18 protein-coding genes are annotated in these 19925 nt (G+C 74.0%); 11 read left to right on the top strand and 7 right to left on the bottom strand.

The features are described 5' to 3' along the window. The coding region (locus ACFUEL_RS14905) for a transglycosylase SLT domain-containing protein (RefSeq protein ID WP_380236627.1) at window positions 1-665 on the top strand (665 nt) is incomplete at its 5' end. Window positions 666-1111: 446 nt separating this feature from the next. Then, on the top strand, window positions 1112-2545 hold the full coding sequence (locus ACFUEL_RS14900) for an AI-2E family transporter (RefSeq protein ID WP_380236626.1): 1434 nt from the start codon (window positions 1112-1114) through the stop codon (window positions 2543-2545). Window positions 2546-2639: 94 nt separating this feature from the next. Here ACFUEL_RS14900 and ACFUEL_RS14895 read toward each other — a convergent pair whose 3' ends face one another. Together ACFUEL_RS14895 and ACFUEL_RS14890 are read right to left on the bottom strand one after the other, a co-directional pair. Then, a complete protein-coding gene (locus ACFUEL_RS14895) occupies window positions 2640-3173 on the bottom strand; it encodes an alkyl hydroperoxide reductase (protein WP_380236625.1) in 534 nt (177 codons plus the stop codon). A 3-nt stretch (window positions 3174-3176) separates the two neighbouring features. Further along, entirely contained in the window at window positions 3177-3728 is a 552-nt protein-coding gene (locus ACFUEL_RS14890) for a peroxiredoxin (protein WP_285740105.1), read from the bottom strand. Window positions 3729-3897: 169 nt separating this feature from the next. Here ACFUEL_RS14890 and ACFUEL_RS14885 point away from each other — a divergent pair, with 169 nt between their 5' ends. The 5 genes from ACFUEL_RS14885 to ACFUEL_RS14865 all read left to right on the top strand — a co-directional run bounded on the left by ACFUEL_RS14885 (window position 3898) and on the right by ACFUEL_RS14865 (window position 8337). Beyond that, window positions 3898-4839, top strand: a complete 942-nt coding sequence (locus ACFUEL_RS14885) for a LysR substrate-binding domain-containing protein (protein WP_380236624.1) — start codon at window positions 3898-3900, stop codon at window positions 4837-4839. Window positions 4840-5044: 205 nt separating this feature from the next. After that, entirely contained in the window at window positions 5045-6091 is a 1047-nt protein-coding gene (locus ACFUEL_RS14880) for an AAA family ATPase (RefSeq protein ID WP_380236622.1), read from the top strand. Continuing rightward, a complete protein-coding gene (locus ACFUEL_RS14875; protein WP_380236621.1) occupies window positions 6088-6816 on the top strand; it encodes an HNH endonuclease in 729 nt (242 codons plus the stop codon). The genes ACFUEL_RS14880 and ACFUEL_RS14875 overlap by 4 nt, the downstream gene beginning before the upstream one ends. Window positions 6817-6908: 92 nt before the next feature. Next, on the top strand, window positions 6909-7352 hold the full coding sequence (locus ACFUEL_RS14870) for a MerR family transcriptional regulator (RefSeq protein WP_380236619.1): 444 nt from the start codon (window positions 6909-6911) through the stop codon (window positions 7350-7352). Beyond that, window positions 7321-8337, top strand: coding sequence for a zinc-binding dehydrogenase (locus tag ACFUEL_RS14865; RefSeq protein WP_380236618.1), 1017 nt, complete (start codon window positions 7321-7323; stop codon window positions 8335-8337). Before ACFUEL_RS14870 ends, ACFUEL_RS14865 begins: the two co-directional genes overlap by 32 nt. A gap of 13 nt (window positions 8338-8350) precedes the next feature. On the opposite strand, the gene ACFUEL_RS14860 is transcribed toward ACFUEL_RS14865, so the two are convergent. From ACFUEL_RS14860 to ACFUEL_RS14850, 3 genes are all read right to left on the bottom strand, one after another. Beyond that, window positions 8351-10126, bottom strand: a complete 1776-nt coding sequence (locus tag ACFUEL_RS14860) for a SpoIIE family protein phosphatase (protein ID WP_380236617.1) — start codon at window positions 10124-10126, stop codon at window positions 8351-8353. Between the two features lie 52 nt (window positions 10127-10178). Continuing rightward, a complete protein-coding gene (locus ACFUEL_RS14855) occupies window positions 10179-10916 on the bottom strand; it encodes a class I SAM-dependent methyltransferase (RefSeq protein ID WP_380236616.1) in 738 nt (245 codons plus the stop codon). Window positions 10917-11364: 448 nt separating this feature from the next. Continuing rightward, entirely contained in the window at window positions 11365-14346 is a 2982-nt protein-coding gene (locus ACFUEL_RS14850; protein WP_380236614.1) for a BTAD domain-containing putative transcriptional regulator, read from the bottom strand. Window positions 14347-14558: 212 nt separating this feature from the next. Here ACFUEL_RS14850 and ACFUEL_RS14845 point away from each other — a divergent pair, with 212 nt between their 5' ends. Then, entirely contained in the window at window positions 14559-14771 is a 213-nt protein-coding gene (locus tag ACFUEL_RS14845) for a hypothetical protein (RefSeq protein WP_380236613.1), read from the top strand. Window positions 14772-14840: 69 nt separating this feature from the next. Here the strand turns inward: ACFUEL_RS14845 and ACFUEL_RS14840 are convergent, their stop codons facing one another. Beyond that, window positions 14841-16502, bottom strand: coding sequence for a fumarate hydratase (locus tag ACFUEL_RS14840; protein ID WP_380236612.1), 1662 nt, complete (start codon window positions 16500-16502; stop codon window positions 14841-14843). Window positions 16503-16662: 160 nt separating this feature from the next. Between ACFUEL_RS14840 and ACFUEL_RS14835 the strand changes: the two genes are divergently transcribed. Both ACFUEL_RS14835 and ACFUEL_RS14830 read left to right on the top strand, forming a co-directional pair. After that, complete coding sequence (locus ACFUEL_RS14835; RefSeq protein ID WP_380236611.1) at window positions 16663-17403, top strand: DUF1707 domain-containing protein; 741 nt, start codon at window positions 16663-16665, stop codon at window positions 17401-17403. A 243-nt stretch (window positions 17404-17646) separates the two neighbouring features. Next, a complete protein-coding gene (locus ACFUEL_RS14830; protein ID WP_380236609.1) occupies window positions 17647-17994 on the top strand; it encodes a WhiB family transcriptional regulator in 348 nt (115 codons plus the stop codon). Between the two features lie 130 nt (window positions 17995-18124). Here ACFUEL_RS14830 and glpX read toward each other — a convergent pair whose 3' ends face one another. Continuing rightward, window positions 18125-19165 (bottom strand): class II fructose-bisphosphatase, encoded by a 1041-nt coding sequence (gene glpX / locus ACFUEL_RS14825; RefSeq protein ID WP_380236608.1) that lies wholly within the window; start codon window positions 19163-19165, stop codon window positions 18125-18127. Between the two features lie 194 nt (window positions 19166-19359). On the opposite strand from glpX, the gene ACFUEL_RS14820 reads away from it, so the two are divergent. Beyond that, window positions 19360-19887: a DUF4245 domain-containing protein gene (locus ACFUEL_RS14820; protein ID WP_380236606.1), complete on the top strand. Its 528-nt coding sequence runs from the start codon at window positions 19360-19362 to the stop codon at window positions 19885-19887. Window positions 19888-19925 lie beyond the last annotated feature (38 nt).

Raw genomic sequence — 19925 nt, 5'->3', positions numbered from 1 at the left:
CGGTCCGGGGAGTCGCTGTCGTCTCCGCCACCGCGGTGACCGCCGTCGGTGCCGTCGTGGGCGCTGCCTCCGGCAGTGAGGGCAAGGCCGACGTCCAGACGGTCGACGTCGCGAGCGCCACGCTGCTCGCCGACGCTCCCACCGGCGCGCAGGCCCAGAACGTCAGCGACGGCATCGGCCGCCAGGCCGACGCCCAGCAGGTGTCCGCCGACGCCGCCGCCAAGAAGGCCGCCGAGGAGGCCGCCCGGCAGAAGGCCGCGGCCGACGCCCAGGCCAAGGCCGACGCGGACAAGGCCGCCAAGGCGGCCGAGGAGAAGCGGATCAAGGAGGAGGCCAGCCGCGCCGCCGCGCGCAGCGTCCTCGCCACCGTCAGCCCCGGCTCCGTCCAGGAGATGGCGCTGCGGATCGTCGGTGACACCGACCAGTTCCAGTGCTTCAGCCAGATCGTGAAGCGCGAGAGCGGCTGGGACTACACCGCCACCAACGCCTCCTCCGGCGCCTACGGCCTGGTCCAGGCGCTGCCCGGCTCCAAGATGGCCACGGCCGGCGCAGACTGGCGCACCAACCCCGAGACCCAGATCAAGTGGGGCCTCAACTACATGAACAGCCGCTACGGCAGCCCCTGCGGCGCCTGGTCGTTCTGGCAGGCCCACCACTGGTACTAGGCCCACCACCGGGCCCACCCGGCACCAGGCGGGCCCCGCGCGGTGCGCGCGACGAAGGGCCCCGATCCCGCCCGCGGGACCGGGGCCCTTCGCGCTGCCGCCGCGAGGCGGTGGCCACGGCGCGGGCCGCCCCGCCCCGGCAGCGCTGACCAGTGCGCCGCGGGCGGTGGCGGCTCGTGTGCGGACGCGGGGGAACGGAGCGGGTCCTGGTTCCTCCGCTCCCGGCCGGTCCGCCGACAGAAGGTCCGTTCTGCTCTCACCCCTTCCCCGCGCCCTTGCGGCGAAACGTCCGGATAGCGGGTGATTCGCCGGATTCCACCGGCGGTCGTCCGAGACACCCCCGAGACCCGGGCCCCCGACGGCGGGTAGCGTTCCTCCGCGACGGCCGTGCGACCCGCGGTCCGGAGCGAACGACACGGGCAGACGAACACGGGGGAGACCGGGCAGTGACGGAAGAGAACGGCGGCGGCCGCTGGCGCGGCGTCGCCAAGATAGGGGCGCTCGCGGCGGGCCTGTACGCCGCCGCCGAACGCCGCCGCCGCGCGGCCATCTCCGCCGAGGCGCACGTCCTCGCCACCGAACAGGCCGTCGAGCTCGCCGCCGAGCGGGTCGCCCTGCGCACCGCCGAGCAGACGGCCCGTCAACTCGCCCTCCACGGTGGCGAACCGGCGGACGCGGCACCCGTACCACCGGAAGGAGGGGCCGTGCCCGACACCGTCCCCGCCCCGCGCGCCCCCCGGCCGCCCGAGCACCAGAGCGGCGGCGCCCCGCTCGGCCGCCCCGCCAACCCGGTCGACGCCGTGCCCTGGACGCTGCGGGTCGCCGCCGAGTCCACCTGGCGGCTGCTGCTGCTCGGCGTCGCCCTCTACGTGGTCTTCCGGGTCGTCGACACCCTCAAGCTGGTCGCCTTCTCCGCGGTCGCCGCCCTGCTCATCTCCGCCCTGCTCGAACCCACCGTCTCCTGGCTGCGCCGGCACGGCGTCCCCCGGTCGCTGGCCGCCGCCGTCACCTTCCTGGCCGGCCTGGCCAGCATCGGACTGGTCGGCTGGTTCGTGTTCTGGCAGGTCTCCAGCAACCTCGACCCGGTCACCACCCAGGTCCAGGACGGCGTCCGGCAGTTGCGCGACTGGCTGCTGAACGGCCCCTTCCACCTCACCCCGGACCAGCTCAACAACGTCACCAACCAGATCACCACCGCCATCGGGAAGAACTCCGAGGCGCTCACCTCGGCCGGCTTCACCGGCGTCACCATCGCCGTCGAACTGCTCACCGGCGTGGTGCTCACCGCGTTCACCACCTTCTTCCTGCTCTACGACGGCGCCCGGATCTGGAGCTGGGTGCTGCGCGGGCTGCCCCGGCACTCCCGCTACGCGATGGCCGGCGCCGGCCCCAAGGCGTGGACCACCCTCACCGCGTACGTGCGCGGCACCGTCGCCGTCGCCTTCATCGACGCGCTCTGCATCGGCATCGGGCTCGGCATGCTCGGCGTGCCGATGGCGATCCCGCTCGCGGTGATCATCTTCCTGGGCGCGTTCGTGCCGCTGGTCGGCGCCCTGGTCACCGGCACCATCGCGGTGCTGATCGCCCTGGTGGCCACCGCCAGCGTCGGCAAGGCCCTGGCGGTGCTGGTCATCCTGATCGGCGTGCAGCAGCTGGAGGGCCACATCCTGCAGCCGCTCATCCTCGGCCGCGCCGTCCGGGTCCACCCGCTCGGCGTGGTCCTCGGCGTCGCCGCCGGCTCGATCATCGGCGGCATCCCCGGCGCGATCGTCGCCGTCCCGCTGATCGCCGTCACCAACACCGTCACCGGCCACCTGCGGCAGCGCAACGCGGCCGGGCAGGAGGTCTTCCAGGCCATCGAGGCCGCCCGGAAGCAGTGACCGCGCCGCCGGGGGCGCGAGCGACCCCCCGACCACGGAAAGGTCCGCCCCGGGAGAGAACCCCCTCCCGGGGCGGACCTTTCGTTCAGCGTGCTCAAGCCGGAAGCTGCGCCTCCGCGTCCAGCACCGCGGCGACGGCCTGGACGGTCGCGGCGATCTTCACCGCGGCCTGGATCACCTCGCGGTCGACGCCCGCCTTGCGCAGCACGCCCTCGTGCGAGTCGAGGCACTGGCCGCAGCCGTTGATCGCCGAGACGGCGAAGGACCACAGCTCGAAGTCGACCTTGTCCACGCCCGGGTTGCCGATGATGTTCATCCGCAGACCGGCCCGCATCGTCCCGTACTCCTTGTCGGAGAGCAGGTGCAGCGTCCGGTAGTAGACGTTGTTCATCGCCATGATCGCGGCCGCGCCCTTGGCGGCCTCGTACGCCTCGGGCTTCAGGTTGGCCCTGGCCTCGGGCTCCAGCTCGCGCAGCACGATCGGGGAGCGGGTGGCCATCGTGCAGGCGAGGACGGTGCCCCAGAGCTGCTGCTCGGGCAGGTCGGAGTTGCCGATCACCGAGCCGAGGTTGAGCTTGAGGTCCTTGGCGTAGTCCGGCAGGGCGGCCTTGAGTTCGTCGAGCGCCATCGGTCAGCCGGCCAGCAGGGACTGGGCGTCGAGGGTGTCCTCGCCCTTGTTCCAGTTGCACGGGCACAGCTCGTCGGTCTGCAGGGCGTCGAGGACCCGCAGCACCTCCTTGGGGTTCCGGCCGACGGAGCCGGCGGTCACCATGACGAACTGGATCTCGTTGTTCGGGTCGACGATGAACACCGCGCGCTGGGCGGTGCCGTCCGCGCCCTCGACGCCGCAGGCCCGCATCAGGTCGTGCTTGACGTCGGCGAGCATCGGGAACGGCAGGTCGCGCAGGTCCTTGTGGTCCTTGCGCCAGGCGTGGTGGACGTACTCGGAGTCGCCGGAGACACCGAGGATCTGGGCGTCGCGGTCGGCGAACTCCTCGTTCAGCTTGCCGAACGCGGCGATCTCGGTCGGGCAGACGAAGGTGAAGTCCATCGGCCAGAAGAACACCACGCGCCACTTGCCCTCGTAGGACTTGTGGTTGATCTCGGCGAAGGCGTTCGCGGCGTCGAGGTCCACGCAGGCGTTGAGTTCGTACTCGGGGAACTTGTCGCCGATCGTCAGCACGTCGCATCTCCAGTGTTGGGACGAGGGGTGTCCGGATTGCGGACATTTCCAGCCTCGCACATGGTTACTGATCAGTGAAATCGGTTCTGCCGCGGGCCACGATAGGCAAGTCCGATCAGTACGGCAGACTGGAACGGAGCACCCGACAGTCGGCAGGAAGCACCGCCCAGTGAAGCCCAGCACGCCCCGCACCCCCACCGTCTCCCAGCTGCGGGCCTTCGCCGCGGTCGCCGAGCACCGGCACTTCCGGGAGGCCGCGTCCGCGATCGGCACCAGCCAGTCCGCGCTGTCCGGGGCGGTCGCCGCACTCGAGGAGTCGCTCGGCGCGCAGCTCGTCGAACGCACCACCCGGCGGGTCGTGATCACCCCGCTCGGGGAGCGGATCGCCGAACACTCCCGCCGGGTGCTGTCCGCGCTGCACGCGCTCACCGAGGAGGCCGAGGCCGCCCGCCGCCCGTTCACCGGGCCGCTGCACCTCGGGGTGATCCCCACCGTCGCGCCCTACCTGCTGCCCACCGTGCTCCGGCTGGTCCGCGACTCCTACCCCGACCTCGAACTGCACGTCCACGAGGAGCGCACCCCCTCGCTGCTGAACGGCCTCGGCGACGGGCGGCTCGACCTGCTGCTGCTCGCGCTGCCCGCCGGCGGGGCGCTCCCGGTGGCCGAGATCCCGCTGTTCGACGAGGACTTCGTGCTGGTCGTGCCACCCGAGCACCACCTCGCCGGCCGGGCCGACGTGCCCCGCGACGCCCTGCTCGACCTGGACGTGCTGCTGCTGGAGGAGGGGCACTGCCTGCGCGACCAGGCGCTCGACATCTGCCGCGAGGCCGGCGCCGAACCGGCCGGCGGCAGCACCCGGGCCGCCGGACTCGCCACCCTGGTCCAGCTGGTGGCCGGCGGCCTCGGCGCCACCCTGCTGCCCGCCACCGCCCTCGACGTCGAGACCGGACGCACCGACCGCCTCGCCGCCGTCCGCTTCGCCCACCCCGCCCCCGGCCGCCGGATCGGCCTCGCCCACCGCCCCGGCTCCGCCCGCACCGGCGAGTACGCCCGCTTCGCGGCGGCCCTGCGCGAAGCGCTGCGCGACCTCCCGGTCCGCCTCGCCGCTTAGGCCCTGTCCGGCCGATCTTGCCGGGCGCGCGACGCCGGATCATCCCGCCTGGAAGCACCGGCCCAACACCCAAGTACATCCAGTACGAGGGCGTCGGGCCGGCACTCCCAGCCGGGCGCCCGACGCCGCGCGCTGATCCGACAAGACCGACCGGACAGGACCTAGGCCCGGCCCGCCCGCCCGCCCGCGAACCTCACCGGAACGGGTGACCGCGCCACCGGCCGCCGGAGTTGACGGCGCGTCACGTCCGCCCCGCCGCCGGCCGCCCGGGTGCGTGTGCGGGCCGGGGCGTGGGCATAACCCGCTCCGAGGGGGTGGTCCGGTGTACGTGTCGCGGATCAGGGTGTCCGGCGTGAAGTGCTTCACCGGCGCGCGGGAGGTCGACCTGACCGTCCCGCCGGAGCCGGGCTGGACGGTGTTCGCCGGGCCGAACGGCAGCGGGAAGAGCACCCTGCTGCGGGTGCTGGCGATGGCGCTCGGCGCCCTGCCCCCCGGCCCCGCCGCGCAGTGGGGCGCCGACGGCTGGGTCCGGGCCGACCCGGCCCCGCGCTGGCGGGTCGGCGACCCGCCGGGCCCCCGGCGCGCCCACCACCCGCTGCCCGCCCTGGGCCGCCGCGTCCCGCTGGACGCCGACCTGGCGGCCGAGGTGCTGCCGGACGGCTGGCGGGTCAGCGACCCGGAACGGCAGTACGTGGCCCGGGGCGCGCTGGAACTCCCGCTGGACGAACTCGGCGACGGCACCGCCGGGCTGGTCCGCCTGCTCAGCCAGCTCGCGGCCGCCCCCGCCGCCCCGGGCCCGGTCCTGCTGGACGACGTCGACCGGCACCTGCACCCGCGCTGGCAGCAGCGGATCGGCCCCTGGCTCACCGAGCGCTTCCCGCACGCCCAGTTCCTGGTCGCCACCCACAGCCCGTACGTCTGCCAGGCCGCCGACCCCGGCGCCCTCGTCCGGCTGCCCGGCCCCGACGAGGACCGCGCCCCGTACCGGCTGGACGAGGAGCTCCGGCAGCGGGTGCTGTACGGCAGCGGCGAGGACACCGCGCTGTCCGAGCTGTTCGCGCTGCCCAGCGCCTACTCGCCCGCCGCCGAGGCCGAACGCCGGATGCTGGTGCGGCTGGAGCGCAAGATGTACGCCGGGCAGGCCACCGACGCCGAACTCGCCGAGTACCGCGAACTCGGCGCCAAGCTCAACAGCTCGCTGACCGCCCGGGTCGACGAGGTCACCGCCCGGCTGCTCGGCAGGGACGGGTGATCCCGCTCCAGCGGCCACCGCTGCAACCCCGGCTGGCCGCCGAACTCGCCCGCGCCACCGACCGGATACGCGCCGACGGCCCCAACACCGCCACCGGGCGCGCCGCCTGGCGCCGCGCCGTCCGCCCCAAGGCCCAACTCCGGCTGATGCTGCGTCAGATGGCCCCCGGCCTGGAGCGCTGCATGTACTGCGGCGACAACCTGGGCACCGACATCGACCACTTCGAGCCGATCGCCCAGGCCCCGCTGCGCACCTTCGACTGGCAGAACCACCTGCTGGCCTGCGCGCACTGCAACAGCAACCGCAAGCGCGACCGCTTCCCGCGCGACCCGGCCACCGGCGCCGGCCTGCTGGTCGACCCCTGCCGCGAGGACCCGGCCGACCACCTGCGGCTCTACCTGGACTCCGGCGCCTACGACCCGCTGACCGCCCGCGGCGAGGCCACCATCGAGGTGTTCGGCCTCAACGAACGCCCCGAACTGGTGCGCGGCCGCCGGATGATGTTCGCCGTGGTCAAGGCCCTGCTGCTGACCTGGCGGGCCGCCGCCACCCCCGCCGAGGCCGACGAGTACGCCGCCGCCCTGCGCGAGATCCACCACGCCGACGTGCTGCGCACCGTCCTCGCCCTGCGCCGCAGCCGCCCGCTGGCGCTCGCCGTGCTCGGCCCGGACGTGCTGGACGCGCTCGACCGGCTGCTCGGCGACGCGCCGGGAATCCCCGCGTGAACCACCCCAACCCACCTGGTGCGCACGGACATTGACGATCCGTTTCCCCGCGCGCCGGAACACCGCGGCGCCCCCGCGCGTTGGACCCGGGCATGAGGATCGGAGAAGCCGCGCGGGCCGGCGGCGTGAGCGCGAGGTCACTGCGGTACTACGAGGACGAGGGGCTGATCGTCCCCGGCCGGTTCGACAACGGGTTCCGCGACTACTGCCGCTCCACGATCGACCGGGTGCTCGTCATCCGCTCGCTGCTGGAGTCGGGCCTGCCCGTCCGGCTGATCAGGGAGGTCCTGCCCGGCCCGGCCGACGCGCCCGGCGCCGCGACCGCCCCGGCGGACGAGGAGTTCCTGCGCGAGGTGCGAGACCACCGGGACAGGCTCGCCGCCCGCATCGCCGTCCTGGACGAGCAGCGCACCGCACTCGACGCCTACCTCCGCACGGCCCGCCCGGGAACTCCCGCCCCGCCGCTTGCCCTTGACGCAAGTGTCAAGGTCCTACCGTCCAGGTATGGAGACGAGCGAGCAGCAGCGCACCGATGAACGGACGGTCCGGGCCCTGGTCCAGGGCTCGCACCGCGGCCCCGGGGACATGGCCCTCAGCACCGGACACCCCCTCCCCGCACCCGGCCCCGGCGAGTACCTGATCCGGGTCGGGGCCGCCGGAGTCAACTTCGCGGACGTCATGCAGACCCGCGGGACGTACGCGGGCGGCCCGCCCGCGCCCTACGTGGCGGGCTTCGAAGCCGCCGGCGAGATCGTGGCCGTCGGCCCGGCCACCGAGGGGGCGTTCCCGGTCGGCACCCGCGTCGTCGGCACCGGTCCGGGCGCGTTCGCGCAGTACATGACGATGCCGGCGGCCGGGGTGCTCCCCGTACCGGCCGGCTGGAGCGACGCCGAGGCGCTCGGCCTGGTGCTCAACTGGGCGACGGCCCTGGCCGCGCTGAGGCCGCTGGGCGGGATCGCGGCCGGCGAGACGGTGCTCGTGCACGCCGCGGCCGGCGGCGTCGGACAGGCCGCCGTCCGGCTGGCCCGCCACTACGGCGCGCGGGTGATCGCCACCGCCTCCCCGGCCAAGCACGACACCGTCCGGGCACTCGGCGCCGGCGAGGTGCTGGACGGCCGCCGTCCCGACCTGGCCGCCGAGATCACCCGGCTGACCGGCGGCGTCGACCTGGTCCTGGAGTCGGTCGGACAGGCCACCTTCGCGACCAGCCTGGCCGTCACCAAGCCCTTCACCGGACGCGTCGTGGTGTTCGGCGCCGCCTCCGGGGACGCCACCCTGACCACCCACGACCTGGTCTTCACCCACCAGGTGCAGGTCAAGGGCCTGCACATCGGCGCACTGGCGGCCGCGGCCCCCGCCCTCTACCGGTCGCTGATCACCGAACTCGAGGCCCTCATCGCGGCCGGCGTCCAGCCGCCCGGCACCCCCACCGTCCACCCGCTGGCCGACGGCCCGGCCGTGCTGCGGCAGCTCGAAGCCGGCCGGACCAGCGGCAAGCACGCCCTCGACCCCTGGCGCTAGGCCCTGTGCCCGCTCACCGGCCGCGCTCCAGCCGCTGCTCGAACCAGACCACCTTGCCCGCGCCCAGCCGGGTCGCCCCCCAGCGGTCCGCGCACCGGGCCACTATCTGCAACCCGCGCCCGCGCTCCTCGTCCGGCCCGGCCCGGCGGGTGCGGGGCAGCGCGGGGGAGTCGTCGCCGACCTCGCAGCGCAGCAGCGAGGTGCGCACCAGCCGCAGCGTCACCGGCCGGGTGGCGTGCTGGATCGCGTTGGTGACCAGCTCGCTGACCATCAACTCGCAGCTCTCCGCCAGGTGTTCGAGCCCCCAGTGGCGCAGCGCGTGCCCGGCCAGCCGGCGCGCCCGGCCCGGCGTCTCGTGCCGCGGCTGCAGGTGCCAGTGCGCCACGTCCTCGGCCGGGATGCCGTCGAACGCGGCCGCCAGCAGCGCGATGTCGTCCGCCCGGTCACCCGGCGGCAGGATCCGCAGCGCCTCCTGGCACAGCTGCTCCGGATCGAGCCGGTTGCCGCCCGCCAGCCGGGCCCGCAGCAGCTCCAGGCCGGTGCCCAGCGGACGGCGGCGGGTCTCCACCAGACCGTCGGTGAACAGCAGCAGCGCCGAACCGGGCGGCGCGGGCAGCTCCACCGAGGAGAAGTCCACCCCGCCGACGCCGATCGGCGCGCCCGGCGGCAGCTCCAGCAGCTCGCTGACGCCGTCCGGCCCGATCAGCACCGGCGGCACGTGCCCGGCGTTGGCGATCCGCACCCGGCCCGCGATCGGGTCGTACACCGCGTACACGCAGGTCGCCAAGTGGTGCTCGCGGCCCAGCCGTTGGGCCTGCTCGTCGAGGTGGTACAGCACCTCGTGCGGCGGCAGGTCCAGGCCCGCCAGGGTCTGCGCCGAGGTGCGCAGCTGGCCCATCACGGCCGCCGAGGTCAGCGAGTGGCCCATCACGTCGCCGGTGATCAGCGCGACCCGGTTGCCCGGCAGCGGGATCGAGTCGTACCAGTCGCCGCCGACCTGCGCGCCGCGCTCGCCCGGCAGGTAGCGGTGCGCCAGCCGGACGCCGTGCGGCTGCGGCAGGTGCGCGGGCAGCATCGAGCGCTGCAACTGGTCGGCGATCTCCCACTCGCGGGTGTAGCGCAGCGCGGTGTCCACCGCCAGGCCGCCGTGGGTGGCCAGGTGCGCCGCGGTCGCCGTGTCGGCCGGGTCGAAGTCGGCCGGGGCGCCGCCGGGCCGCGGGCGGCGCACCAGCAGCAGCAGGCCGAGCGCGGCCTGCCGCCCGTGCAACGGCAGCGCCAGCAGCGCCGTCCCGGCGGGCAGCCGGCCCAGCGCCCGGGCGCCCAGCAGTTCGGCGGCCAGGCCGTCGCGCCCGGCGCCCAGCACCGTCGGGCCGCTCGGGGCGCGGCGGGCCAGCGCGTCCTCCAGGGCGCTGCCGGGCAGCACCGGGCGCAGCCCGGCGCGGCGGCCCAGCCGGGTGCCGCAGGTGTGCCGCACCCGCAGCGCCCGCGGCGGGCCCGGGTCGCGCTCGACGTCCGGCAGCGGGTCGCGGACCAGCACCACCAGGGCGTCCGCGAGCGCCGGGACGAGTACCCGGCCCAGGTTGCGCAGGGTGGCCGTCAGGTCCAGCGAGCTGTTGATCCGCCGGGCCGCCCGGTCCAGCGCGGCCAGCCGCTCGGCCAGCCGTTCGGGCCCGGCGGCGGGAACCCCGGCGGCGGGCACCCCGTCGGAGGCACCCCCGCCGGGCGGCGGGTGCCGCTGGACGGGTACGGCGGGCGGCTGCCCCGCCAGGGGCTCCAGGTGGTCGCGCACGGGCTGCCCGATCTGTGCGGATGTGTTCTCGAGAACGGAGGCTGACGCCGCGTCAGCCGGTGCGCCGACAGCGCAGGTACAGCTGGGTCTCCGGCGGCTGCGCGGACCCGGCGGGCGCGTACGACTGGCTGTCCACCGCCTCGACCGCGAAGCCGGCGCCGGTCAGCAGCCCGGTCAGCTCCTCGCGCAGGTACCCGCTGACCCGGATCTCCTGCTCCAGGAACGGCAGCGGCGCGTCGTCCAGGTCCGCCTCGACCATGCCCAGCGCCAACAGGCCGCCGGGGCGCAGCAGTTCGCGGACGCGGCCGAGTGTCTCGGCGATCTCGGCGCGGGGCAGCATCAGCAGCGAGAAGAACGCCGCCGCGGCGTCCAGCGAGCCGTTCCCCTCGGGGCCCAACTCCGGCGCGCCCCAACGGGATCCGGCGCTCTCCAGGCCGAGGTCCAGGACGTCCATCCGGTGGAAGGACGCCGCCGGGACGGCCGCTCGGGCCTGCGCCAGCATGCCCTCCGACAGGTCGACGCCGGTCACCCGCAGCCCGCCGTCGGCCAGTTGGCGGGCGGTCGGCTCGCCGGCCCCGCAGCCCACGTCCAGCACCCGGGCGCCGGACGGGAGTTCGGCCAGCAGCCAGTCGCCGCACGCCAACTGCCCGGCCCTGGCCGGAAACACCTCCTGGTAGCGGCCCCCGATCGCGTCGAACGCGGCGGCCTGGCGGGCCCGTTCGGCCCGGCGCGCGGCCGCCCCGGACGCCCGGTCGGCGTCGGCGCCGGCAGCGCTCTGTTCGTCCGTCACGATGATCTGGGCACCTCTCCCGCGTGCGTCCTGCCCTGCCCGTCGTGGTCCGCACACCACGCCCGACCCTGGCCTTCGAGGATAAACGCGATCACCGCACCGTGGAGTCCGTTTCCGGCCAACTCGTGCGCCGTTGGGCCCTTATCGCCCGCCGGGGGAAGCACACCGGGGCCCGCGACGGAGCGCGCCGACGGCCCGCACGCCGCATGGCGCGGCCGCGCCGCGCCCGCGCCAGGCCCGCGACCTGCGCCGACGCTCGCCCCGCAGCCGGTCAACGGCCTTGCCGCAGGCGTTTATCGAACGTCAATCGCCGGATGTCAGAGTCTTCTCAGCGCCGGGGAAGCGTCAAGGCGTTCCCGCAGCCGGGGGGCTGCGGGGACGCCGACGCTCCCGGGGGGGAGGGCTTCCGGCTGCGGGACCAGGGGGGTACCGCGGGGGGAACGGGGGCCTACGGCGCGACGGGGGGAAGAGGGGGAGGGGAAGGCTCGGTGTGCCGGGAAGCGATGAGGTCCTGCACGGGTTGGGCCTCGGGCACACCGAGCCGGGTGAACACCGTGAGCGCCTCCTGGAGACAGGCCAGTCCGCGCGAGGGCTGGCCCAGCTCCAGGAGCGCCTCGCCCAGCGCGGCGTTCGCCATGCCCTGGCAGTACGCCGCCTCGATCTCCTGGGCGATCGACAACGACTCCTCGGCCGCCTCCGCCGCCGCCGCGAACCGGCCGTCGGCGAGCAGGCAGGCCGCCAGCCGGGCCAGCGAGTAGCCCTCCCAGATCGGGTGCTGCTGCTGCCGGTAGAGCTGGTGCGCCTCCCGCAGGTGCACCGCCGCCTCGCCGGGCGAACCGGTCGAGCGCAGCACCACGCCCAACTGGTAGAGGGTGTCCGCCAGGCAGGGCACGTTCCCGGAGGCGCGGGCGGCCGCCACGGCGGCGCGGGCGGCGTCCACGGCCTCGGCGTGGCGGTCCAGACCGACGTAGGCGCGGGCCATGTTGGCGAGTAGCCGGGCCGCACTGATCGGAACGTCCAGGCGGGACGCCATCAGGTGGGCCTGCTCGTAGAACGGGAGCGCCTCGGCCGGGCGGCCTGTCATGATCAGGACGATGGCCAGGGCGTTGGCGGTGGAGATCCGCAGCGAGGTGGGCCTGGCCGACGGCTGGAGTTCGAGGCTGTGGCGCAAGGACGCCTCCGCCATGGTGAGCTCCGCCGCGACCCGGTGGATCTGGCCGAGCGCCCCGTGCACCCCCGCCAGGGTCAGAGCGTCCCGTTCCGCGGCGGGGTTCGCCGCGGCGGCTTGGAGCGCGCCGCGGATGCGCGGCGCCAACGATGGGTCCTCGACCAGGCTGGCCAGGCTCTGCAGGATGTCCACGGCCGGCCGGAGCAGTACCAGCGGGGCGCCCGAAGCGGCCTCGACGCTGGCCAGCATCACCGCGACCTCGGTGCGCAACCACTCGCGAGCCGCTCCGCTGCTGCCGAAGCCGCGCCCGGCGGACCGTGCGGTGTGCAGCGGTTCGACGGCGCGGTCGTCCGGCTCGATGACCCGGACGGCGTTCTGCATGGTGGCGTCCAGCAGGTCGAGCAGCCGCAGCAGTGCCTCCTGCTGCTGCTCGACGTCGCCCAGCTTGGCGTTCTGCCGCTGCGCGTACAGGCGCAGCAGGTCGTGGTAGCGGTACCGGCCGGGGGTGAAGCACTCCAGCATGTTGGCCTCGACCAGGGACTCCGCCAGGTCCTCGGCCTCCTGCTCGGGGGCGCCGAGCAGCGCGGCGACGGCCGGCAGCGGCAGGTCGGGGGAGTCCACCAGGGCGAGCAGCCGGAAGGCGCGGGCCTCCTCCGGCCGGAGCTGGGCGTAACCGAGCCCCAGGGTGGTCTCCACGGCGAGGTTGCCGAGCTGGAGCTCCTGGAGCCGGTTGCGCTGGTCCGCTAACCGCCGGGCCAGGTCGGAGACGCTCCAGCGCGGGCGGCTGGCCAGCCGGGCGGCGGCGATCCGGACCGCCAGCGGCAGGAACCCGCAGGAGGTGACCACCTGGAGCGCGGCCTCCGGTTCGGCACCGACCCGTTCGGCGCCGACGATCGCCGAGAACAGCGCCAGCGCCTCGTCCGGGGTCAGCTCCTCGATGTCCACCAGGTGCGCGCCGGGGAGTTCGGCCAGCCGGGAGCGGCTGGTCACCATCACCGCGTTGCCGGAGACGCCGGGGATCAGCGGGCGCAACTGCCCGGCGTCGCGGGCGTTGTCGAGCAGGATCAGCATCCGCTTGTCGGCCAGCAGCGAGCGGTACAGCGCGGCGCGCTGCTCCAGCGAGTCGGGGGCGTCGGGCGCGCCGAGCGCGTGCAGGAAGTCGCCGAGCACCACGGCCGGGTCGGCGGGGGAGGCGCCCGCGCCGCGCAGGTCCACGTACAGCTGCCCGTCCGGGAAGTCCGGCCGCAGCGAGTGCGCCACGTGCACCGCCAGGGTGGTCTTGCCGACGCCGCCGATGCCCGCCAGCGAGGTCACCACGACGGCTTGGCCGGAACCCGCCCTCAGCACGTCCCGGAGTTCGTTCACCATCTTGCCGCGTCCGCTGAAGTCCGAGACATCGGCCGGGAGTTGGGCGGGTGGAACGAAGACGGCCGGTTCCTCGGCGGCCTTCGGCGGGGTGGCCGAGGGGGCCAGCAGTTCTGGGTCGCCGGCCAGGATCCGGGCGTGCATCGCGGACAGCCCGCCGCCCGGCTCCACCCCGAGCTCGTCTATCAGCAGCTTCCGGGTGTCCGCGTACACGCCCAGCGACTCGGCCTGCCGGCCGCTGCGGTACAGCGCCAGCATCAGCAGTTCGCGCAGCCGCTCGCGCAGCGGGTGCGCGGCGGACAGCGAGTTCAACTCGGCCACCACGTCGGCGTGCAGGCCGATCTCCAGGGCCAGCGCGCAGCGCTCCTCGGCCACCGCCAGCTGCCGCTCGGACAGTCGGCCGCGCTGGGTCTCGGCGTACGGCCCCGGCACGCCGGCCAGCGGACGGCCGCGCCACAGGTCGAGCGCGGCCACCAGGGTGTCGTGCGCGGGCCGCAGCCCGCCGTCGGCCCGGACGGCGGACGCCTCGGCGACCCGTCGCTCGAAGACCGTCAGGTCCAGGGCGTCGGCCGGGATCCGCAGCGCGTAGCCGTCGGTCATCGAGACCAGGACCTCGGAGGGCTTGCGGGCGGTGCGGTTGGGCTCCAGCACCGAGCGCAGCCGGGAGACGTAGGTGCGCAGCGCGGCCACCGCCTGCGGCGGGGTGCGATCCCCCCAGATGCCGTCCACCAGGTCGTCGGTGGTCACCGGACGGCCCTCGCTGAGCAACAGGGCCACCAGGACGGCCTGTTGCTGCGGCGATCCGAGCGCCAGCGGCACGTCGCCGCGCCACGCCTGGACAGGGCCGAGCACTTGGAAACGCAACGCCTCGGCGGAGCGCGTGTCCTGATGCTCCATGTCCTCCCCTGTGGCCGATGAACCGTCTCTTCCCCACGCCGCCGCCGGTCGGGTGGGGGCGACAGCTTATGAGGAAGCGCGCAAACGTCCACCAAGCGGATGCGCGGTGCAACGTTTATAAGACATTTAGCGGTCCCTACGATACTGTCCGCGCGCCCAGCGACAGTCGTTCGGGTGATCGGAACCCTCTCAGCTGAAAGGCGGCTCACCCCATGGCCGACGAGACCACCACCGCCGTTGCCCCCGAGGCCGAGCAGACCCCGGTCCCGGTCGAGCACACCGCCGACGCCGCCGACCCGAACGCGGTCGAGAACGCCCTCCAGGTGCTGGCTGAGCAGCCCGTCGAGGCGCCGGTCGAGATTCCGGCCCAGCCCAAGGGCGACGAGGTCTTCGAGCCGCTCGGCACCGTCAACAACTGCCCGTGACCGGCACGACCAGAACGAGCCCCGACCCTCACCGGCCGGGGCTCGTCCCGTTTCAGCGCACCGCCGCCGCTACTCCGCGGAGCGCACCCGCAGGCTGGTGATCAGCGGGCCGTCGGTGACCTCGGCGAAGAAGTCGTTGCCCTTGTCGTCCACCACGATGAACGCCGGGAAGTCCTCCACCTCGATCCGCCAGACCGCCTCCATGCCGAGCTCCGGGTACTCCAGCACCTCGACCTTCTTGATGCAGTCCTGCGCCAGCCGGGCCGCCGGGCCGCCGATCGAGCCCAGGTAGAAGCCGCCGTGCTCGGCGCACGCCTTGGTGACCTGCTTGGAGCGGTTGCCCTTGGCCAGCATCACCATCGAGCCGCCCGCCGCCTGGAACTGGTCGACGTAGGAGTCCATCCGCCCGGCCGTGGTCGGGCCGAACGAGCCGGACGCGAAGCCCTCGGGGGTCTTCGCCGGGCCCGCGTAGTACACCGGGTGGTCCTTCAGGTACTGCGGCATGCCCTGCCCGGCGTCCAGGCGCTCCTTGATCTTGGCGTGCGCGATGTCGCGGGCCACCACCAGCGTGCCGGTCAGCGAGAGCCGGGTCTTCACCGGGTACTTGGACAGCTCGGCGCGGACCTCGGACATCGGGCGGTTCAGGTCGATCCGCACCACGTCGTCGTTCAGGTGCTCGTCGGTGGTCTCCGGCAGGTACTTCGCCGGGTCGGTCTCCAACTGCTCCAGGAACACGCCCTCGGCGGTGATCTTGCCGAGCGCCTGGCGGTCCGCCGAGCAGGACACCGCCATCGCGACCGGCAGCGAGGCGCCGTGCCGCGGCAGCCGGATGACGCGCACGTCGTGGCAGAAGTACTTGCCGCCGAACTGCGCGCCGATGCCGATCTTCTGGGTCAGCTCGAAGACCTTCTGCTCCAGCTCCAGGTCGCGGAAGCCGTGCCCGGTCCTCGCGTCGCCGCCGGTGGGCAGGTTGTCCAGGTAGTGCGCGGAGGCGTACTTCGCGGTCTTCAGGGCGAACTCGGCGCTGGTGCCGCCGACCACGATCGCCAGGTGGTACGGCGGGCAGGCCGCGGTGCCCAGCGAACGGATCTTCTGCTCCAGGAAGGTGAGCATCGACGCCTCGTTGAGGATCGCCTTGGTCTCCTGGTACAGGTACGACTTGTTGGCGGAGCCGCCGCCCTTCGCCATGAACAGGAACTTGTAGGCGTCCCCGTCGGTGGCGTACAGCTCGATCTGGGCCGGCAGGTTGTTGCCGGTGTTCTTCTCGTCCCACATGGTCACCGGGGCCATCTGGGAGTACCGCAGGTTCAGCTTCGTGTACGCGTCGAACACGCCGCGGGCGATCGCCGACTCGTCCCCGCCGGAGGTCAGCACGTTCTGGCCGCGCTTGCCCATCACGATCGCGGTGCCGGTGTCCTGGCACATCGGCAGGATGCCGCCCGCCGAGATGTTGACGTTCTTCAGCAGGTCCAGCGCCACGAACCGGTCGTTCGGGCTGGCCTCCGGGTCGTCCAGGATCCGGCGCAGCTGCGCCAGGTGCGCCGGGCGCAGGTAGTGCGAGATGTCGTGCATCGCCTCGGCCGTCAGCAGCCGCAGCGCCTCCGGTTCGACCTGCAGGAAGGTGCGGCCGCCCGCCTCGAAGGTCGAGACCCCCTCGGAGGTGAGCTTGCGGTACGGAGTGGTGTCCGTGCCGAGCGGGAGCAGGTCGCGGTAGGCGAACTCTGGGGCCATGGGGAGATCCTTCGGTTCTTTCGGCTTCGTCGACGAGGCACCCTCCAGGTTAGGCGCACCCGCCCGGGCCCCAGAGCCCAGGTCCGCCTCCGTGACCGGGGTCACGCCCATTGCGTCGAACCGGCGTTCGGGGCGGGGGCGGGCTCGCTAGGCTTGTGACGTGGACAACTCTCCCGAGCAGGACCCGCAGGGCGCGATGCCCGCCCCGCTGCCGAAGAACGATCCCGCACCGGCGCCGGCCCGGGCCCCCGGCACCGACCTGGCGGCCGAGTTGAAGGCGGCCGACGCCGACCGCGAGCGGGTCGCCGACCTGCTGCGCGACGCGTACGCCGAGGGCCGGCTCACCGTCGACGAGCACGCCGAACGCATCGAGGCCGCCTACAGCGCCCGCACCTTCGGCGAGTTGGAGCCCCTCACCCGGGACCTGCCCAGCCACCCCGGGCCGATCCGGCACAACCTCACCAAGGCCCCGCTGGCCGCCCCGGCCCCCGACGAGCGGCCCCCGCTGCCCCCGGCCAGGGCCGAGTCGCCCACCATGGTCGCGGTCTTCGGCGGCGCCTCCCGCAAGGGCCGCTGGCGGGTCGGCTCGCACCTCAAGGCGGTCGCCGTGTTCGGCGGCATCGAGATCGACCTCACCGACGCGGTCTTCGAGTCGCCCGAGGTGGTCATCGAGGTGGTCACGGTGTTCGGCGGCGTCGAGATCCGCGTCCCCGAGAACGTCAGCCTGCACGGCGGCGGCGCCGGCGTCTTCGGCGGCTTCGAGGTGCGCGAGCAGACCTCCGCCGACCCGTACGCCCCCGTCGTCCGGGTCAAGGGCGCCGCGGTGTTCGGCGGCGTCGAGGCCAAGCCGCGGCGCGGCAAGAAGCTCAAGGAGTGGGTGCGCCGACAGCTCGACGGCTGACCTGCGCGATCGCGGACGGGGCGTCAACTCGCCGTTCGGCACTCGGCGTTGGTCCGAGTGCAGGGTGTAGTCGATTGCGTGCGGTGTGCATGAATCCCGGAGCGGCGGGGTAGTTCCACACGCACATCGTTCCTGAACGGCTGTGACCCCTCGGGTCGGCGACGGCGCCACGGCGGGGGAGCACGGGGCAGTCGGGCAGGAGACGACCTCGTCCCCGAGCCTTGAGCCTGGTCAGGAGTTACCGTGCTGCATCCGATCGAGTCCAGCGCCACCGCCGCCCGCCGCCCGGCGGCCCAGGCGGACGTGGACGACAACCCCTGGCACACCTCGGCCGCCTGCCGCAGCGACGAGGCCGGGCTGTTCTTCGCCCCCTCCAAGGAGCCGACGGCCGCCCGCCTCGCCCGCGAGGAACAGGCCAAGCGGGTCTGCGCCCGCTGCCCGGTCCTCCTCGAGTGCCGCGAGCACGCCCTCGCCCAGCCCGAGCCCTACGGCGTCTGGGGCGGCCTCACCGCCGCCGAACGCCGCGTCGTCCTCACCCGGCGCCGCCGCCGCGAGAGCGAGATCCGCGTCCCGGCCCGCATAGCGGGCTGAAGCCCGCGCGCAGCGCGAAACCGGGGGCGCGGGGAACTGCGCGGCCGACCGAGCACGCACAGCCAGATCGCGAAGCAGGACAATCACCTGCACTATTACGCGATCTCGCTGTGCGCGCCCCAGACAGGGCCTAGTTCGCGCGGTCGAAGTCGATCGCGCTGTACGCCCGCAGCTTGGCCAGCTTGTGCGTGGAGTCGATCCGCCGGATCGTCCCGCTCTTGGAGCGCATGACCAGCGACGAGGTGGTGGCGGTCTCCTGGCGGTAGTGGACGCCGCGCAGCAGTTCGCCGTCGGTGATGCCGGTCGCGACGAAGAACACGTTCTCGCCGCTGACCAGGTCGTCCGTGGTCAGCACCCGGTCCAGGTCGTGCCCGGCGTCGATCGCCTTCTGCCGCTCCGCCGCGTCCTTGGGCCACAGCCGGCCCTGGATGACGCCGCCCATGCACTTCATCGCGCAGGCGGCGATGATGCCCTCGGGGGTGCCGCCGACGCCCATCAGCAGGTCGACGCCGGTCTCCTCGCGGGCGGCCATGATCGCGCCGGCCACGTCGCCGTCCGAGATGAACTTGATCCGGGCGCCGGCCTCGCGGATCTCCCGGACCAGGTTCTCGTGCCGGGGCCGGTCGAGCACGACGACGGTGACGTCCTCGACCGCGGAGCCCTTCGCCTTGGCGACCCGGCGGATGTTGACCGCGGGCGGGGCGGTGATGTCGACGTAGTCGGCGGCCTCGGGGCCGCAGACCAGCTTGTCCATGTAGAAGACGGCGCTGGGGTCGAACATGGTGCCGCGGTCGGCGACCGCGAGGACCGCGACGGCGTTGTTCATGCCCTTGGCGGTGAGGGTGGTGCCGTCCACCGGGTCGACGGCGACGTCGCACTCGGCGCCGGTGCCGTCGCCGACCCGCTCGCCGTTGTAGAGCATCGGGGCCTCGTCCTTCTCGCCCTCGCCGATGACGACGACGCCGTTCATCGAGACGGTGGAGACGAGGGTGCGCATCGCCTTCACGGCCGCCCCGTCGGCGCCGTTCTTGTCGCCCCGGCCGACCCAGCGGCCGGCCGCCATCGCGGCGGCCTCGGTGACCCGGACCAGTTCGAGGGCGAGGTTGCGGTCGGGCGCTTCCGGAGCGACCTCCAGCGCGGAGGGGAGGTGGTGCGGGTACTGCGTGGTCATCGTCGTTACCTCTCTGTACGCGACGGCCAGTCAGCACCGGGACGCGGAGCGTCACCAGTGCTGCATTGAGGGTTGCTGCGATCGTATCGGCAGGTGGAACGGGTGTCTGTGGCGCCCGCCTCCCACGCTCCTTACCGGCACCGACCGGCACACCGGTGCGCGGCGCCCGCGTAAGCGCCGCCTACCATGGGCGGGTGGCAGGCAACAGCAGCAAGAGGGGCCGTCAGACGGTACGGGACATGGTCCTGTCGATGGCGGCGGTCGGCGTCGTGGTGGTGGTCGCGTACTTCTCGATCCCCAGCGCGGACGGCAAGGGCGGCCCGCACGCGGTGCCGTACCAGGTCGAGCTCGCCTCGGCGAAGCGGGCCGCGCCGTACCCCCTCCTCGGGCCGCAGCCGCTCCCGGAGGGCTGGACGGCCACCTCGGTGACCTACGGCAGGAGCGACGACAGCCGCGCCGCCTGGCACCTGGGCATGAACACCGCCTCCGGCCAGTACGCGGCGGTCGAGCAGGCCGACGGCAAGCCGGACGACGTGGTGCAGCGCAACGTCCCGGGCGCGAAGCCGGACGGCACCGCCACCGTAGCGGGCCAGGAGTGGCAGCGGGTGCAGGGCGACCACTACCGGGGGCTGGTCCGCCCGGCGGGCGACGGCGGCACCACGGTGCTCGCCGGCACCGCCTCGTACGAGGAACTCGCGCAGCTCGCCGCGGCCTTGAAGTAGTGCGCGCCGGAGCACGGCGAAGGGCCCCCGCCGGGAAC

The sequence above is a fragment of the Kitasatospora sp. NPDC057198 genome (assembly GCF_042670125.1).
Taxonomy (GTDB): domain Bacteria; phylum Actinomycetota; class Actinomycetes; order Streptomycetales; family Streptomycetaceae; genus Kitasatospora.
The sequence above is the reverse complement of the archived record's forward strand: the minus strand, read 5'-3'. Positions and strand labels throughout refer to the sequence as shown.

Coding starts and splice junctions, on each gene's coding strand:
- ACFUEL_RS14895 (WP_380236625.1), bottom strand. CDS start 3,173: ATGGCGCTCGACGAACTCAAGGCCGCCCTGCCGGACTACGCCAAGGAC.
- ACFUEL_RS14870 (WP_380236619.1), top strand. CDS start 6,909: ATGAGGATCGGAGAAGCCGCGCGGGCCGGCGGCGTGAGCGCGAGGTCA.
- ACFUEL_RS14865 (WP_380236618.1), top strand. CDS start 7,321: ATGGAGACGAGCGAGCAGCAGCGCACCGATGAACGGACGGTCCGGGCC.
- ACFUEL_RS14850 (WP_380236614.1), bottom strand. CDS start 14,346: ATGGAGCATCAGGACACGCGCTCCGCCGAGGCGTTGCGTTTCCAAGTG.
- ACFUEL_RS14845 (WP_380236613.1), top strand. CDS start 14,559: ATGGCCGACGAGACCACCACCGCCGTTGCCCCCGAGGCCGAGCAGACC.
- ACFUEL_RS14840 (WP_380236612.1), bottom strand. CDS start 16,502: ATGGCCCCAGAGTTCGCCTACCGCGACCTGCTCCCGCTCGGCACGGAC.
- glpX (WP_380236608.1), bottom strand. CDS start 19,165: ATGACCACGCAGTACCCGCACCACCTCCCCTCCGCGCTGGAGGTCGCT.